We start from the raw sequence: 13,952 nt of genomic DNA, 5'->3' as shown, positions 1-13,952 counted from the left end.
CGATGACTATTCATGAATTTCAGCCAGCAATGGCGGCCCGCGCGGGAAGCGAACAGCTACTTACGGTCAAAGATTTACGCGTGACCTTTGGCACGCACGATGGGGATGTGACCGCTGTTAATGACCTGAACTTCTCGCTGCGCGCGGGTGAGACGCTGGGCATTGTTGGTGAGTCGGGTTCCGGCAAATCACAGACGGCCTTTGCCCTGATGGGGTTGCTGGCAAAAAATGGCCGCATTGGCGGCTCGGCGATGTTCAACGGCAAAGAGATCCTGAACCTGCCTGAGAACCAGCTCAATAAACTGCGCGCCGAACAGATTGCAATGATCTTCCAGGACCCGATGACGTCGCTTAACCCCTATATGCGGGTAGGCGAGCAGCTGATGGAAGTGCTTAAGCTGCACAAAGGAATGAACAGCGCACAGGCGTTTGAAGAGTCAGTGAGAATGCTGGACGCGGTGAAAATGCCGGAAGCGCGCAAACGCATGAAGATGTACCCGCATGAGTTCTCTGGCGGGATGCGTCAGCGCGTGATGATCGCGATGGCGCTGCTGTGCCGGCCAAAACTGCTGATCGCTGACGAGCCCACTACGGCGCTGGATGTGACGGTGCAGGCGCAGATCATGACGTTGCTCAACGATTTGAAGCGTGAATTCAACACCGCCATTATCATGATCACCCACGATCTCGGCGTAGTAGCTGGGATCTGCGACAAGGTGCTGGTGATGTATGCCGGGCGCACCATGGAGTATGGCCGCGCCCGCGATGTCTTTTATCAGCCTGCGCACCCTTACTCAATCGGTCTGCTGAATGCAGTGCCGCGCCTGGATGCGGAGGGCGAGAGCCTGACCACCATTCCGGGCAATCCACCCAATCTGCTGCGTCTGCCGCAGGGCTGTCCGTTCCAGCCGCGTTGTTCGCACGCCATGGATATCTGCACCCAGGCTCCGCCGCTGGAGCCGTTTGGCGATGGCCGTCTGCGTGCCTGCTTTAAGCCGGTGGAGGAGTTAGTATGAGCACCGTAGCTGAAAAAAGAGTGTTACTGGAAATCGCCGACCTCAAAGTCCATTTCGACATCAAAGATGGCAGGCAATGGTTCTGGCAGCCGTCAAAAACCCTGAAGGCGGTGGATGGCGTCAGCCTGCGCCTTTATGAGGGAGAAACGCTGGGCGTAGTAGGCGAGTCTGGCTGCGGTAAATCGACCCTGGCGCGCGCCATTATCGGGCTGGTTAAAGCGACAGAAGGTCGGGTGGCCTGGTTAGGCCGCGATCTGCTCGGCCAGAGTGAAGAGGAGTGGCGCAAAGCGCGCAGCGATATCCAGATGATATTCCAGGACCCGCTGGCATCGCTGAACCCGCGTATGACCATCGGCGATATCATCGCCGAGCCACTGCGCACCTACCATCCGAAAATGGCGCGGCAGGAAGTGAAAGACCGCGTCAAAAATATGATGATGAAAGTGGGGCTGCTGCCTAACCTGATTAACCGCTACCCGCATGAGTTTTCGGGCGGTCAGTGTCAGCGTATCGGTATCGCCCGTGCGCTGATTCTGGAGCCGAAGCTGATCATCTGCGATGAACCGGTCTCGGCGCTGGATGTTTCGATTCAGGCGCAGGTGGTGAATCTGCTGCAGCAGTTACAGCGTGAGATGGGGCTGTCGCTCATCTTCATTGCCCACGATCTGGCTGTGGTGAAGCATATCTCTGACCGTGTGCTGGTAATGTATCTGGGGCATGCGGTGGAGCTGGGTACCTACAGCGAGGTCTACAGCAATCCGCAGCATCCATACACCCGTGCGCTGATGTCTGCCGTGCCGATTCCCGATCCCGATCTGGAAAAGAACAAGCAGATTCAGCTGCTGGAAGGGGAGTTGCCGTCGCCGATTAATCCGCCGTCAGGCTGCGTGTTCCGCACCCGCTGTCCGATCGCCGGCCCGGAGTGTGCGAAAACCCGGCCGCTGCTGGAAGGCAGTTTCCACCATGCGGTCTCCTGTCTGAAGGTCGATCCGCTCTAAAGCAAAACGCCGGGCAAGTGCCCGGCGTTTTGTTATCTGATGCTTACTCGCGCCACAGGATATGACAGAGCTTGTGATCTTTCTCGCGGCACAGCAGCACGCGGGCAAAGACATCAGTGATCGGCTCACCATCCGCTTCACCCAGCCCGATGACCACCTCGGCGAAAAAGTCCGGGTTCAGATCGAAATCGACATGATCTTTCCAGTCTTCAGAGGGATCAAACAGCTCTGCGCCACCGCGCTCTTCGAACTGCAGATTGAAGAGAATGACGTCTGCCGGATCGAGGTTGTCGACGGCCAGTTCGAGAAAAATATCGTAGGCCTGTTCCAGCGTTTCATCTTCGGTAAGGCGATTATTCAAATCCATAGTCTGTCCTGTCGGCCTGCGGCCATTTACACAATCTGGCTCGTTTTACAGTAAAGGGCTGAAGAAGTAAAACAGTCGTTCGACGATGCGCTGCCACCACGCACGTTTTGCCCAGCGCTTGCCATCCAGCAGGCGTGAGCGGGCGATATAGTCATCCTGCACACAGGCGAGATCGCTGCCAAATCCGGCATCATCCACCACCAGCGTTACTTCAAAATTCAGCCATAAACTGCGCATATCGAGATTGACGGTTCCCACCAGACTCAGCTGTCCGTCGACCAGCACGCTTTTAGTGTGCAACAGCCCATCTTCAAACTGATAGATCTTCACGCCCGCTTCCAGCAGTTCGCTGAAGAAGGAGCGGCTGGCCCAGCCGACCAGCAACGAGTCATTGTGACGCGGCACAATCACGCTGACACTGACGCCACGCTGTGCGGCCGTGCAGATAGCATGCAGCAGATCGTCGCTCGGCACTAAGTAGGGTGTGGTCATAATCAGCTGTTCACGCGCGGAATAAACCGCGGTCAGCAGCGCCTGATGGATCATATCCTCCGGGAAGCCAGGACCGGAGGCGATGACCTGCACGGTGTGGCCGCTCTCCTGCTCAAACGGCATGATGTTGCGATCGGGCGGTGGTGGCAGAATACGTTTGCCGGTCTCAATCTCCCAGTCACAGCTGAACACAATGCCCATCGCGGTCGCGACCGGACCTTCCATACGCGCCATCAGGTCAATCCACTGGCCCACACCCGCGCTCTGTTTAAAGAAGCGCGGATCCACCAGGTTCATGCTGCCGGTATAGGCGATGTAATTATCAATCAGAACGATTTTGCGATGCTGACGCAAATCCATTCGACGCAGGAACACGCGCAGCAGGCTGACCTGCAAGGCTTCCACGACGTCGATACCGGCGTTGCGCATCATGCCGACCCATGGGCTGCGGAAAAAGTTGACGCTGCCTGCGGAGTCGAGCAGCAGTCGGCAATGAACGCCACGGCGTGATGCGGCCATCAGCGATTCTGCAACCTCATCCGCCAGTCCGCCGGGATGCCAGATGTAAAACACCATCTCAATGTTATGACGGGCCAGCTGGATATCACGAATCAGCGCCTGCATGACGTCGTCCGCGCTGGTGAGCAGCTGGAGCTGGTTGCCCTTGACCCCGGCAATGCCCTGACGATGGTAGCAAAGCTCAAACAGTGAACGGGCAACGTCGCTGTGCTCGGTGGCAAAAATTTCACGGCACTGTTTCAGGTCGTTGAGCCAGCGGGCGGTCGACGGCCACATGGTGCGGGCGCGCTCCGCGCGACGTTTGCCCAGATGCAGTTCACCAAACGAGAGATAAGCGATAATACCCACCAGCGGCAGAATATAGATTACCAGCAGCCATGCCATCGCCGAGGTTACGGCCCGGCGCTTCATTAACACGCGCAGCGTAACCCCGGCGATCAGCAGCCAGTAACCAAATACCAGCAACCAGCTGATCAGGGTATAAAAAGTGGTCATAAAGTGGACATCCCGTTCGCGCTTTCGTCTGGCAAGTTTACGTGCAGATCACCGCTAGCGAAACCCTTTATCCCGGACAGTCTCGATGAGAGATCTGATTTGGCATTACGGCGGAGATCTCTATAATGCCCTCGCACAGGTCTTGCACGTATGAAGTCAGAGAGGAAGTGATGAAAAGAAGCAGAAATGAAGTGGCGCGCTGGAGAATGTTACGTCAGGTGCATCGCCGCCGCTCCCGCTGGCTGGAGGGACAGTCGCGGCGTTACAAGCGTATCCATTGCATTCGCCATCAGCTGGCCCAGCAGCAACGACGCTCGATCCTGTTTATTACACAGTTAGTCTAGGTTATGTCGGGAGCAGCCCTGTTCAGGCTTCAAAAAATCCCGATTCTGCCATGACGCGTCGCGCCATTGAATGCTCCTGACGCGACGCACCCCGGTCGGTGACTTCGCGCATCAGGCACTCCATCGTGCTGCCCAGCGCCGTCGGTCTGCGATATCCCGTCCGATCGTACCATTCGTAAGACCATTTTCCCGATTTACGCTGGTAATAGATGGTCAGCCACGCAGAGCAGTTTGCAGGGTAACCACTCATGACTTCGATTTTCGGATCAACAATCGCCACAATTCGTGATAACAGTGGGTCGAGCAGAGTAAGTGCCTGGCCGGGATACGTTTTATTCATAATTTGCCCGCGATTCCGCTGTGCTTCCATTCAGAGGTTTAACTCACAAAAGCTAAATGTAGACAGCTCTGCCAGATAATTCCTCCCGACTGCTAAAAAAATGACACAGAGATCATTTTTTAAGGCTGAACAGGCCATCTCAGGGTGTATTTGTGGGGGTGTACAGCCGCTGACGTTAAACCTGTACAACTTTACATTTTATCAAGTTATTGTTAAGTAAGGGTTTATCGATTTAATCACCAGGCAGGGCAATCTTTTGCGTTAAATACCTGTACAAGGGAGGCGTTGTTGTATAACTTTACCGCATCGGTTAGTAACTTTTAATGAATCCTATGAGGGTCAACCATGCAAACTAACGTTCGTATTCCCGCTTCAGTATCTGACATCTCCGCTTATTTACACAGTGCTGCGCAGCCTTCCCAGCAGGCCATTCTGGGTTCTGTGGTGACGGAAATTATCGCCTCTGGTCGTAGCCTGAATCGTAAAGCGATTTGCTCAAAACTCATCAGCCGTTTACAGCATGTCACCAGCCCGGAAGAGGAGCAGCACTATCATGCGCTGATCGGTCTGATTCTGGACAGGGGTTAATTCAGCGCAACTATGCCAGTGAGTGACGGGAAATCAAAGCGGGTTAACTGAGCAGGCAGGCCCGCTTAGCCATGAATAAGCGCTTAACGGTTATACAGAGATCGTCGCGTTCAGCCGTATGGGCAGAGGCGTAATGCAGTGCGAAAGCCCTGTTTCGCAGAGGGTATTCACGTTAATAAGCTGTATGAATAATTAACCCGAAAGACGTTGTGACGTCATCATCAGCGTGACATTCACCAACTGCAGTGCTGCCGCCAGCACGATCAGCATCACAATCCACTGCTTTTTATTACGCCAGCCCTTTGTTCGCCAGAGGTATAGCGCACCGCCAATCAGTAAAGCGATCATTGCTAGCAGCCCCAGAATGATTATCTGCATCTTTTCTCTCTGAATATTCAAAACAAAAATGGCTTCTGTGCCAGGCACAGAAGCCATTCTGACTGCAGATACGTTATCAGAAGACGCGTTTAAACGGCTTAACCGAGACCTGTTTGTAGACGCCCGCCGCAAAGTAAGGATCATCCTGCGCCCAGGACTGCGCGGCTTCTAATGATGGGAACTCAGCAATAACGGTTGAGCCGGTAAAGCCCGCCACGCCAGGATCGTTGCTATCCACAGCAGGCATCGGGCCTGCGATGATCAGGCGTCCCTCTTCCTGCAGCAGTTTGAGTCGCGCCAGGTGGGCAGGGCGCACGGCGTTACGTTTTTCCAGTGACTCTGCAGTATCTTCTGCATAAATGACGTAAAGCACTTAGGAACTCCTGGTTATCAGAATTTTGCAACACGTTAAGGGATTGACGATTAGAGTGCAAACGAAACCTGTGGGCGGCTAATGGCTCAGCATAAAGGGCTAAAAAGCACTTTTCTTCAGGCCGGATGGCGGGAGTTATTGAAACTGATTGCTATTTGCATTTAAAATCGCTGTTCTATTCAATCACTGCGACTGTTATGACCACGCTGACTATGCCATTACCTAAACGCACGCCTGTCTCTATGTTGTTGTCTGTTGCGCTGCATGGCGTCGTGATTGCCGGAATTCTTTATGCTTCATTCCAGCAGGTGATTGAGGTACCTAAAGCATCGCAGCCCATCAGCGTTACCATGGTCGCGCCTGAAGTTCAGCCCGAGCCTGCACCGGCTATCGCAGAGCCGCCTGCGCCACAACCTGAACCGCAGCCGGAACCAGAGCCGGAACCGCAGCCCGTGCCGGAACCGCCAAAAGCGGAGCCGGTACCCATTCCGAAACCTGAACCGAAGCCTAAGCCTAAACCTAAACCAAAGCCGGAGCACAAACGGCAGCAGCCAAAACGCGAGGTGAAGCCGCGTCAGGAGAGTAAGCCGGAGGCCGACCCGTTTAAGCAGCAAGCACCTGCGACGCAAAGCAAACCGGCGACGGCGCCAAAAGCGACGCCGGCTCCCACCGCGTCGGCATCAAACGGTCCTAAGGCATTGAGCGTGAGTAAGCCTGGTTATCCTCAACGTGCTTTTGCATTGCGGGTAGAAGGGCGTGTCAGGGTGAAGTTTGATGTGGACAGCGACGGACGGGTGGATAACATCCAGATTCTCTCTGCTGAACCGCGCAATATGTTTGAGCGGGAAGTGAAGCAGGCGATGAAAAAATGGCGCTATCAGAGCGGGCAGCCAGGACAGGGTCTTACCATGAATATCGTGTTTAAAATTAATGGTGGCGCCAGCATTGAATAAGGCGTCGGGTCAGGCAGAAGCTGCCTGACCCGTCACTTATCCGGCAGGCTGCTGATTGGCACGACCGGCTGGCAGAGGACGTGAATTGCCCTCATTGTCGACCGCTACATAGATAAAAACCGCCTCTGTGGCACAGTAGGTCTGCCCGATGGGCTCAGACGACACTTTTTTAATCCACACTTCCACATTAATCGTCATCGAACTGTTGCCGGTCCGGAGACAGCTTGCATGACAGCTCACCACGTCACCCACCGCGACAGGCTTCATAAATGACATGCCGTCGACGCGCACGGTAACAACGCGCCCTTCAGCGATCTCTTTCGCCAGGATTGCGCCGCCCATATCCATCTGTGACATCAGCCAGCCGCCAAAAATATCGCCATTGGCGTTGGTATCTGCCGGCATGGCGAGCGTACGCAGCACCATTTCGCCTTGCGGCAATTTATGTTTTTCGCTCATTGCTTCCACTTCTTATGCAGATGAATGCTAAAAAAATGCCCGGCGTACCGGGCAGATGATTATTTTTGTTCCTGCTGCGGCATCTGACGCCAGATATAAAGCCCGCTGAGCAGGGTAAACAGTAAGGTCAGACCGGAGAGACCGAACACTTTAAAGTTAACCCAAAACGCCTGAGATAACCAAAAGGCGACATAGATGTTCACCAGGCCGCAGATCAGAAAGAACAGCGCCCAGGCGACGTTCAGCCGCCGCCAGACCGCATCAGGCAACTGCAGCTCTTTACCCAGCATGCGCTGAATCATCGTCTGCTGCATAAACCACTGGCTGTAAAGCAGGGCAGCGGCAAACAGGGTGTAGATCACCGTGACTTTCCACTTAATGAACTCATCGTTGTGGAACACCAGCGTCAGGGTGCCAAAGACGGCCACCAGCACAAAGGTGAAAATCGTCATCTTTTCCAGTTTGCGATAGAGCACCCAGCTGACGACCAGGGCCAGGCCGGTGGCCACAATCAGTGCGCCCGAGGCGACAAAAATGTCATACAGCTTGTAGAAGATGAAAAAGACCACCAGGGGAAGAAAGTCGAGTAGCTGCTTCATAGTTTTTCCATTCAGAGTTGGCTGCGAATGTGTCCGAAGGCACACCGTCAATCAACGTAACAGCATATAGAGCCGATAGAGATAGATAATCAACATGGCTGAAACCACATTGCCTGCCGCGGTAAAAATCACCGACGAGACATTGAGGGGTAATACCGTCAGCGATGAGAAGAAGAGCATCACAATGACTTTAGCCAGCAGCCAGAGCAGAATTGCCGGGGCGATCAGCCTGACATTCTTCCACGCCATCCGCATGCTGGCGCGCATGGCAGCAAAGACACCCATCTTCTCACTGGCCACCATCACTGGCGCCAGCGACAGCAGGATCGTCAGCAGAATGCCTGGCACCACCAGCACCATAAAGCCCAGCTGCGCGACCAGCGTCATCAGGAAGGTGAGCAGCAGCAGCTTTGGCAGCAGCGGTGCTGACGCGCCAATGGCCCGCAACGCACTGACGCGCTGGCCGGAAGAGACCATCGGAATCAGATAGAGCATACCGCCAAGCAGCAGCGTATTCCCCATCAGCGCGGCAAAGGTGCTGGCCGCCGAGGCGCGCAGCAGCACCTGTTGCTGTTCCGGTGACATATTCTGCACTATCTCAAACAACGAACTGGCGCTGTCATCGCCCTGCTGCAGGATGGCCATCTGATCGGCACCAGGTGTCAGCACATGCACCAGCATGACGGTGACAAACGCGGCCAGCAGCGACATCAACAGCACCGTAGCCAGTTGATGGCGCGCGAAATTTCCTGTGTCACGGTATAACGAGCTTGCCGTGATAGACATGTACACTCCTTGGAGGAACCGGGTTAATTAACCCGGCGATTGTACATGTTCTGGCAGCTCCGGGGCACCCGGCAGGGCATAACTTTCTGTAATATGAGGTAAAGAGGGCGCAAAAAGGGGAGGAAGGCCATAACGCGCGCGGGCGCGATCGCAGGCTTCGTTATGGATACCTTCTTCACCCGACATTGAGAACTCCCGACAGGGCGTCGGGCGTTGTTCATAAATGCCACAGGAAACGCAGCCGCCAATGTCACCCTGCAGGGCGACGCAGCGAGGCGCACGATCGTTCGTACCACGCATGTTGCGCATTAACAGGCTTAACGGCTCAGTTAATTCAGTGGGGACCAGACCGCCCGCATCGTCGGCTTCAGCCCAGTAAAATGAGACGCGGAAATGGGCGCAGCAGGCGCCACAGCTGACACAAGGGTTAGAGAGTTCACTCATTTGATCACCCGCCCCTCCCAGGGCATCGAACCAAAATCAACAATGAAGATAAGCAACATAGAACTGGCGAAATTATTCAGCAAGCGGTATTTGCGAGCTGCTGAAAGCGCCGAAATTGATCTAAATCAATCCATTGTTTTTTAAGTAATTTATCTCAGGGCTACTGAGTGCAATTTTCTGTAAATCACGTTAAATAATTGCCAGCAAAAAAAGCGATTCCGTTCGCGACATTAACATTAAGCAAAGGAGTGATAATGAAACTGGCAAAATGCGCGATGCTGCTGGCCCTGGCTCTGCCTCAACTGGCGATGGCCCACGAAGCAGGCGACTTCTTTATGCGTGCCGGCAGCGCCACCGTCCGGCCCACCGAGGGTTCCGATAACGTGTTAGGTATGGGTGAGTTCAGCGCCACTAACGACACGCAGCTGGGACTGACCTTCACGTACATGGCAACGGACAATATCGGTGTCGAGTTACTGGCCGCCACGCCTTTCCGTCACAAAGTGGGTCTTGGCCCGACCGGTACGCTGGCTACCGTACGCCAGTTACCGCCGACGCTGATGGCGCAGTACTACTTCTTCGACAGTAAAAGCAAAGCGCGCCCTTACGTTGGCGTGGGGATCAACTACACCACCTTTTATGATGCCGACTTTAACCAGACCGGTCGCGATGCTGGCCTGACCGATCTCAGCGTCAAGGATTCCTGGGGTGTGGCGGGCCAGGTCGGTCTGGATTACCAGATTAACCGCGACTGGATGCTGAATGCGTCGGTGTGGTACATGGATATTGATACGGAAGTGAAGTTCAAAGCCGCTGGCGAGCAGCAGAACATCAATATGCGCATCGACCCATGGGTCTTCTTCTTCGGGGCGGGATACCGGTTCTGATGAGAAAAAGGCCGCTGAATGAGCGGCCTTTTTTTGTCTGTTAAGACGTTATTTGATCTGCATATTGTTGACGACTGATTTCACGCCCGGCACGCTGCGCGTAACCTGAACGGCACGATTCGCCATCTGTGGTGATGAAACAAAACCGCTCAGCTGAACTTTACCTTTAAAGGTTTCTACGTTGATTTCAGTCGATTTCAGCGAGTCATCTTTCAGCAGTTCACCTTTGACTTTAGTGGTCACCACGGTGTCATCAATATAGCCACCGGTTCCCTCTTTGGTTGCGGTTGGCGCACAGGCGCTTAGTGTCAGCGCAACCACGCCCGCCAGTACAGCACCTGTCAGCAGTTTAACGAATTTCATTGCTTTCTCTCCCTGTCACAAAATGGATGCGACGTTACCGTAACGGCGCATTGTCATTGTGGTGCAGATTTTGCAAAAAGGGCAAATAGCGGAATGAAAAAAAAGGAAACAAATCATGCCTTATCGCGCGATAAGGCATGATGGCAGGATTAACGGCTGGCGGCCTTGAGGCGGCTGACAAAATTCTTCAGTTCACTCAGCATCACTTCAGGCTCTGCATGGTGTTTTTCAATGATTCTGACAATCGCAGAGCCGGAGATAGCGCCCGCTGCACCGGCAGCGATCGCCTCCTTCACCTGTTCCGGTTCTGAAATACCAAAGCCCTGCAGCGGTGGCGCGGCGTGGTATTCACGCAGCTTGTCGATCAGATGCTTCAGCGGCAGGCTGGCGCGGTTTTCAGCACCAGTCACACCCGCGCGTGACAGCAGATAGGTGTAACCCCGTCCGTGCGACGCGATCTCACGCAGCAGCTCATCGCTGGCGTTAGGCGGACAGATAAATATGGGTGCGACACCATGACGCAGCGCTGCCTGACGGAAGGGCGCAGACTCTTCAACCGGCACATCCGCCACCAGCACTGAATCCACACCGGCTTCAGCACAACGGGCATAGAACTCATCCACGCCGTTGGTGAAGACCAGGTTAGCGTACATCAGCAAGCCAATCGGCAGATCCGGGTATTTACGGCGGATAGTCGCCAGCATTTCAAAACACTGGCTGGTGTTGGTGCCCGCCGCAAAGGCGCGCAGCGTCGCGTTCTGAATGGTCGGGCCATCTGCCAGCGGATCGGAGAAGGGAATACCCAGCTCCAGTGCATCTGCGCCACCTTCCACCAGCGCGTCAATCACGCGCAGTGAAAGCTCCGGAGAGGGATCGCCCAGCGTAACGAAAGGAACGAATGCGCCTTCGTTATTCGCTGACAGCCGCGTAAAAAGTTGATTGTAACGTTCCATCAGATTTCTCCCTGCGCTGTCAGAATGTCATGAACGGTGAAAATATCTTTGTCGCCGCGGCCAGAGAGGTTGACCACAATCAACTGCTCTTTTTCTGGTTCAGCGTGAATCATCTTCAGGGCGTGCGCCAGGGCGTGAGAAGACTCCAGCGCCGGAATAATCCCTTCTGCGCGACACAGCTGTTTAAAGGCGTCCATCGCCTCATTATCGGTAATAGAGACATACTCCGCGCGACCAATGCTGTTCAGATGCGCATGCTGCGGACCGACCGATGGGAAGTCGAGGCCGGCAGAGATGGAATAAGACTCCTCAATCTGGCCATCGTGGGTCTGCATCATCGGCGATTTCATACCGAAGTAGATGCCGACGCGACCATGTTTAAGCGGTGCGCCATGCTCGCCGGTTTCAATGCCGTGACCCGCAGGCTCAACGCCGATCAGCTTCACGCTGGTTTCATCGATAAAGTCGGCAAACATCCCGATGGCATTTGAACCGCCGCCTACGCAGGCGAGGATCGCATCGGGCAGGCGGCCTTCTCTTTCCAGAATCTGCTTTTTGGTCTCTTCACCAATCATGCGCTGGAACTCACGCACGATAGTCGGGAAGGGATGCGGACCCGCCGCAGTGCCGAGCATGTAGTGTGAGGTCTCATAGCTGCCTGACCAGTCACGCAGCGCTTCGTTACAGGCATCTTTCAGCGTGGCGGAGCCGCTGTGAACCGGGATCACTTCTGCGCCCATCAGACGCATACGGAACACGTTAGGGGACTGACGCTCGACATCTTTCGCGCCCATATAGATGCGGCATTTCATGCCCAGCAGCGCACAGGCCAGCGCAGAAGCGACGCCATGCTGACCGGCACCGGTCTCGGCAATGATTTCGTTTTTGCCCATGCGTTTGGCTAACAGCGCCTGACCCAGCACCTGGTTGGTTTTATGCGCGCCACCGTGCAGCAGATCTTCACGCTTGAGATAGAGGCGGGTTTTGGTGCCTTTCGTCAGATTTTTACACAGCGTCAGGGCAGTAGGACGGCCCGCGTAGTTCTTCAGCAGGTCGGTAAATTCGGCCTGAAACTCGGGATCTTTCTGGGCGTCGACAAACGCCTGTTCCAGCTGGCGCAGGGCTGGCATCAGGATTTGCGGAACATACATTCCGCCAAATTCGCCAAAGTAGGGACTCAGTAACGTCATTTTTTATCTTCCTTTCTCGGGCCCGCCGTAGAGCAGGCCAGGCAAATCAGTAGGCACGCAGTGTCTGAAACACCGCGGCAATTTTACGGGCATCTTTGATGCCAGGCGCGCTTTCCACGCCAGAGTTGAAGTCCAGTCCGGCACAGCCCAGCTGCGCGGCTTCAACACAGTTATCCGCACTCAGGCCCCCGGCCAGCAGCACATTGTCCAGCATCTGCCCCTGTAACAACGACCAGTCGAAACGCTGTCCGGTTCCGCCATCGCCATTATCAAACACATAACGGTCAACAAGTGGCCAGTCGCGTGCCGGCAGGGCACCTTCAATGCGCAGCGCCTTCCAGATTTGAATCTCTGCTGGCAGAGCCTCGCGCAGTTCGGCCACAAATTCTGGTGTTTCATTACCATGCAGCTGCACTGCAGACAGTGAAAGTGCGGTAGCCTGCGTGACAACGTCACTGACAGAGTTATTGCGGAACACGCCGACGTAGCGCAGCGGCGCAGCGGCGATCACGTTCTGCGCGGTAACGGTGTCAATCTGACGTGGTGATCCTTCCGCGAAGATCAGACCACCAAAGATTGCACCGGCTTCATAGGCGGCACGGGCGTCTTCGGCACGCGTCAGACCGCACACTTTATTGCTACCCAGCGTAACCCGACGCACCGCACCGGTCAGGTCAGCTTCTTCCATCAGGGCAGAGCCAATCAGGAAGCCGTTGGCAAAGTGGCTCAGCTCACGAATATCAGCGTAGCTGTTTATGCCCGATTCGCTGATCACGGTGACGCCGTGTGACAGGCGCGGCGCCAGCTGACGGGTGCGGTTGAGATCGATAGAGAGATCGCGCAGGTCACGGTTGTTAATCCCCACGACTTTTGCCTGTAGCGCGATAGCCCGCTCCAGTTCCTCTTCGTTACTCACTTCGGTCAGAATGCCCATCTTCAGGCTATGCGCCACGGCGGCCAGCTGACGATACTGCTCATCATCCAGCACCGACAGCATCAGCAGAATGGCATCCGCCTGGAAGTAACGGGCCAGATAGATCTGATAGGGATCGATAATAAAATCTTTACACAGCACTGGCTGGGTAATGGCGGCGCTGACAATCGGCAGAAAGGCGAAGTCGCCCTGAAAATATTTCTCATCGGTCAGCACGGACACCGCAGAAGCATAGTGGCGGTAGACCCCGGCAATGGCGGCCGGATCGAAATCCTCGCGAATCACGCCTTTTGAGGGGGACGCCTTTTTACACTCCAGGATAAACGCGGTTCTTGCACCCTGCAGCGCGTCGTAGAAATGACGGCTGGCAGGTTCAATGCTGTTCTGAAAGGTGGAGAGAGGCTGCTGCTGCTGACGGGCTTCAACCCAAATCGCTTTGTCCTGAACAATTTTTTCTAACACGGTGCCTTTCAT

At 54.9% G+C, this 13,952-nt stretch carries 19 protein-coding genes; 6 read left to right on the top strand and 13 right to left on the bottom strand.

All coding sequences use genetic code 11. The annotated features are described in order from the left end of the window. Positions 1-2 precede the first annotated feature (2 nt). Both IBT54_RS06545 and oppF read left to right on the top strand, forming a co-directional pair. Entirely contained in the window at positions 3-1,016 is a 1,014-nt protein-coding gene (locus IBT54_RS06545; RefSeq protein WP_013358040.1) for an ABC transporter ATP-binding protein, read from the top strand. Next, positions 1,013-2,014 (top strand): murein tripeptide/oligopeptide ABC transporter ATP binding protein OppF, encoded by a 1,002-nt coding sequence (gene oppF, locus IBT54_RS06540; RefSeq protein WP_013358039.1) that lies wholly within the window; start codon positions 1,013-1,015, stop codon positions 2,012-2,014. The genes IBT54_RS06545 and oppF overlap by 4 nt, the downstream gene beginning before the upstream one ends. A gap of 43 nt (positions 2,015-2,057) precedes the next feature. Here oppF and IBT54_RS06535 read toward each other — a convergent pair whose 3' ends face one another. After that, a complete protein-coding gene (locus IBT54_RS06535; protein ID WP_003853921.1) occupies positions 2,058-2,381 on the bottom strand; it encodes an HI1450 family dsDNA-mimic protein in 324 nt (107 codons plus the stop codon). 45 nt (positions 2,382-2,426) lie between these two features. Then, a complete protein-coding gene (cls, locus tag IBT54_RS06530) occupies positions 2,427-3,887 on the bottom strand; it encodes a cardiolipin synthase (RefSeq protein WP_013358038.1) in 1,461 nt (486 codons plus the stop codon). Between the two features lie 170 nt (positions 3,888-4,057). Here cls and IBT54_RS06525 point away from each other — a divergent pair, with 170 nt between their 5' ends. Then, positions 4,058-4,231 carry a YciY family protein gene (locus IBT54_RS06525; protein WP_095707117.1) on the top strand — a complete coding sequence of 58 codons (174 nt, stop codon included), beginning with the start codon at positions 4,058-4,060 and terminating at the stop codon, positions 4,229-4,231. Between the two features lie 22 nt (positions 4,232-4,253). On the opposite strand, the gene IBT54_RS06520 is transcribed toward IBT54_RS06525, so the two are convergent. Continuing rightward, the gene (locus tag IBT54_RS06520) at positions 4,254-4,571 is read right to left on the bottom strand and encodes a hypothetical protein (RefSeq protein WP_013358036.1); all 318 of its coding nucleotides are present in this window, start codon (positions 4,569-4,571) and stop codon (positions 4,254-4,256) included. A 345-nt stretch (positions 4,572-4,916) separates the two neighbouring features. On the opposite strand from IBT54_RS06520, the gene ycgZ reads away from it, so the two are divergent. After that, on the top strand, positions 4,917-5,159 hold the full coding sequence (gene ycgZ / locus IBT54_RS06515) for a regulatory protein YcgZ (protein ID WP_033732828.1): 243 nt from the start codon (positions 4,917-4,919) through the stop codon (positions 5,157-5,159). 192 nt (positions 5,160-5,351) lie between these two features. Here ycgZ and IBT54_RS06510 read toward each other — a convergent pair whose 3' ends face one another. After that, positions 5,352-5,537, bottom strand: coding sequence for a hypothetical protein (locus tag IBT54_RS06510; RefSeq protein WP_041456886.1), 186 nt, complete (start codon positions 5,535-5,537; stop codon positions 5,352-5,354). Between the two features lie 76 nt (positions 5,538-5,613). Then, positions 5,614-5,910, bottom strand: coding sequence for a YciI family protein (locus IBT54_RS06505; protein ID WP_003853909.1), 297 nt, complete (start codon positions 5,908-5,910; stop codon positions 5,614-5,616). A gap of 197 nt (positions 5,911-6,107) precedes the next feature. Between IBT54_RS06505 and tonB the strand changes: the two genes are divergently transcribed. Next, positions 6,108-6,863 (top strand): TonB system transport protein TonB, encoded by a 756-nt coding sequence (tonB, locus tag IBT54_RS06500; RefSeq protein WP_201251848.1) that lies wholly within the window; start codon positions 6,108-6,110, stop codon positions 6,861-6,863. Between the two features lie 36 nt (positions 6,864-6,899). On the opposite strand, the gene yciA is transcribed toward tonB, so the two are convergent. From yciA to IBT54_RS06480, 4 genes are read right to left on the bottom strand one after another with little or no spacing between them, the layout of a single operon-like run. Then, positions 6,900-7,322 (bottom strand): acyl-CoA thioester hydrolase YciA, encoded by a 423-nt coding sequence (gene yciA, locus IBT54_RS06495; protein WP_013358032.1) that lies wholly within the window; start codon positions 7,320-7,322, stop codon positions 6,900-6,902. Between the two features lie 59 nt (positions 7,323-7,381). After that, positions 7,382-7,921 carry a septation protein A gene (locus tag IBT54_RS06490; protein ID WP_201251847.1) on the bottom strand — a complete coding sequence of 180 codons (540 nt, stop codon included), beginning with the start codon at positions 7,919-7,921 and terminating at the stop codon, positions 7,382-7,384. 51 nt (positions 7,922-7,972) lie between these two features. After that, positions 7,973-8,707 carry a YciC family protein gene (locus tag IBT54_RS06485; protein WP_013358030.1) on the bottom strand — a complete coding sequence of 245 codons (735 nt, stop codon included), beginning with the start codon at positions 8,705-8,707 and terminating at the stop codon, positions 7,973-7,975. 27 nt (positions 8,708-8,734) lie between these two features. Then, positions 8,735-9,151 carry a YkgJ family cysteine cluster protein gene (locus tag IBT54_RS06480; protein WP_013358029.1) on the bottom strand — a complete coding sequence of 139 codons (417 nt, stop codon included), beginning with the start codon at positions 9,149-9,151 and terminating at the stop codon, positions 8,735-8,737. Positions 9,152-9,348: 197 nt separating this feature from the next. On the opposite strand from IBT54_RS06480, the gene ompW reads away from it, so the two are divergent. Further along, the gene (gene ompW, locus IBT54_RS06475) at positions 9,349-10,038 is read left to right on the top strand and encodes an outer membrane protein OmpW (protein WP_223811659.1); all 690 of its coding nucleotides are present in this window, start codon (positions 9,349-9,351) and stop codon (positions 10,036-10,038) included. Positions 10,039-10,086: 48 nt separating this feature from the next. On the opposite strand, the gene IBT54_RS06470 is transcribed toward ompW, so the two are convergent. The 4 genes from IBT54_RS06470 to trpCF form a co-directional block, all read right to left on the bottom strand. Beyond that, entirely contained in the window at positions 10,087-10,401 is a 315-nt protein-coding gene (locus tag IBT54_RS06470) for a BON domain-containing protein (RefSeq protein WP_009089937.1), read from the bottom strand. Positions 10,402-10,550: 149 nt separating this feature from the next. Then, complete coding sequence (trpA, locus tag IBT54_RS06465) at positions 10,551-11,354, bottom strand: tryptophan synthase subunit alpha (protein WP_033783257.1); 804 nt, start codon at positions 11,352-11,354, stop codon at positions 10,551-10,553. After that, on the bottom strand, positions 11,354-12,544 hold the full coding sequence (trpB, locus tag IBT54_RS06460; RefSeq protein WP_201251846.1) for a tryptophan synthase subunit beta: 1,191 nt from the start codon (positions 12,542-12,544) through the stop codon (positions 11,354-11,356). Before trpB ends, trpA begins: the two co-directional genes overlap by 1 nt. Before the next feature lie 46 nt (positions 12,545-12,590). After that, complete coding sequence (gene trpCF / locus IBT54_RS06455) at positions 12,591-13,952, bottom strand: bifunctional indole-3-glycerol-phosphate synthase TrpC/phosphoribosylanthranilate isomerase TrpF (protein ID WP_201251845.1); 1,362 nt, start codon at positions 13,950-13,952, stop codon at positions 12,591-12,593.

The organism is Pantoea sp. S62, from assembly GCF_016658625.1.
GTDB classification, from domain to species: Bacteria; Pseudomonadota; Gammaproteobacteria; order Enterobacterales; family Enterobacteriaceae; genus Pantoea; species Pantoea vagans.
The sequence above is the reverse complement of the archived record's forward strand: the minus strand, read 5'-3'. Positions and strand labels throughout refer to the sequence as shown.

Bases quoted from the DNA above. Each gene is read 5' to 3' on its own strand.
- IBT54_RS06520 (WP_013358036.1), bottom strand. From the start codon at position 4,571: ATGAATAAAACGTATCCCGGCCAGGCACTTACTCTGCTCGACCCACTG.
- IBT54_RS06490 (WP_201251847.1), bottom strand. From the start codon at position 7,921: ATGAAGCAGCTACTCGACTTTCTTCCCCTGGTGGTCTTTTTCATCTTC.
- IBT54_RS06470 (WP_009089937.1), bottom strand. From the start codon at position 10,401: ATGAAATTCGTTAAACTGCTGACAGGTGCTGTACTGGCGGGCGTGGTT.
- trpA (WP_033783257.1), bottom strand. From the start codon at position 11,354: ATGGAACGTTACAATCAACTTTTTACGCGGCTGTCAGCGAATAACGAA.
- IBT54_RS06485 (WP_013358030.1), bottom strand. From the start codon at position 8,707: ATGTCTATCACGGCAAGCTCGTTATACCGTGACACAGGAAATTTCGCG.
- tonB (WP_201251848.1), top strand. From the start codon at position 6,108: ATGACCACGCTGACTATGCCATTACCTAAACGCACGCCTGTCTCTATG.
- yciA (WP_013358032.1), bottom strand. From the start codon at position 7,322: ATGAGCGAAAAACATAAATTGCCGCAAGGCGAAATGGTGCTGCGTACG.
- ycgZ (WP_033732828.1), top strand. From the start codon at position 4,917: ATGCAAACTAACGTTCGTATTCCCGCTTCAGTATCTGACATCTCCGCT.
- IBT54_RS06480 (WP_013358029.1), bottom strand. From the start codon at position 9,151: ATGAGTGAACTCTCTAACCCTTGTGTCAGCTGTGGCGCCTGCTGCGCC.
- IBT54_RS06545 (WP_013358040.1), top strand. From the start codon at position 3: ATGACTATTCATGAATTTCAGCCAGCAATGGCGGCCCGCGCGGGAAGC.
- IBT54_RS06535 (WP_003853921.1), bottom strand. From the start codon at position 2,381: ATGGATTTGAATAATCGCCTTACCGAAGATGAAACGCTGGAACAGGCC.
- trpB (WP_201251846.1), bottom strand. From the start codon at position 12,544: ATGACGTTACTGAGTCCCTACTTTGGCGAATTTGGCGGAATGTATGTT.
- IBT54_RS06525 (WP_095707117.1), top strand. From the start codon at position 4,058: ATGAAAAGAAGCAGAAATGAAGTGGCGCGCTGGAGAATGTTACGTCAG.
- cls (WP_013358038.1), bottom strand. From the start codon at position 3,887: ATGACCACTTTTTATACCCTGATCAGCTGGTTGCTGGTATTTGGTTAC.
- IBT54_RS06510 (WP_041456886.1), bottom strand. From the start codon at position 5,537: ATGCAGATAATCATTCTGGGGCTGCTAGCAATGATCGCTTTACTGATT.
- oppF (WP_013358039.1), top strand. From the start codon at position 1,013: ATGAGCACCGTAGCTGAAAAAAGAGTGTTACTGGAAATCGCCGACCTC.
- trpCF (WP_201251845.1), bottom strand. From the start codon at position 13,952: ATGAAAGGCACCGTGTTAGAAAAAATTGTTCAGGACAAAGCGATTTGG.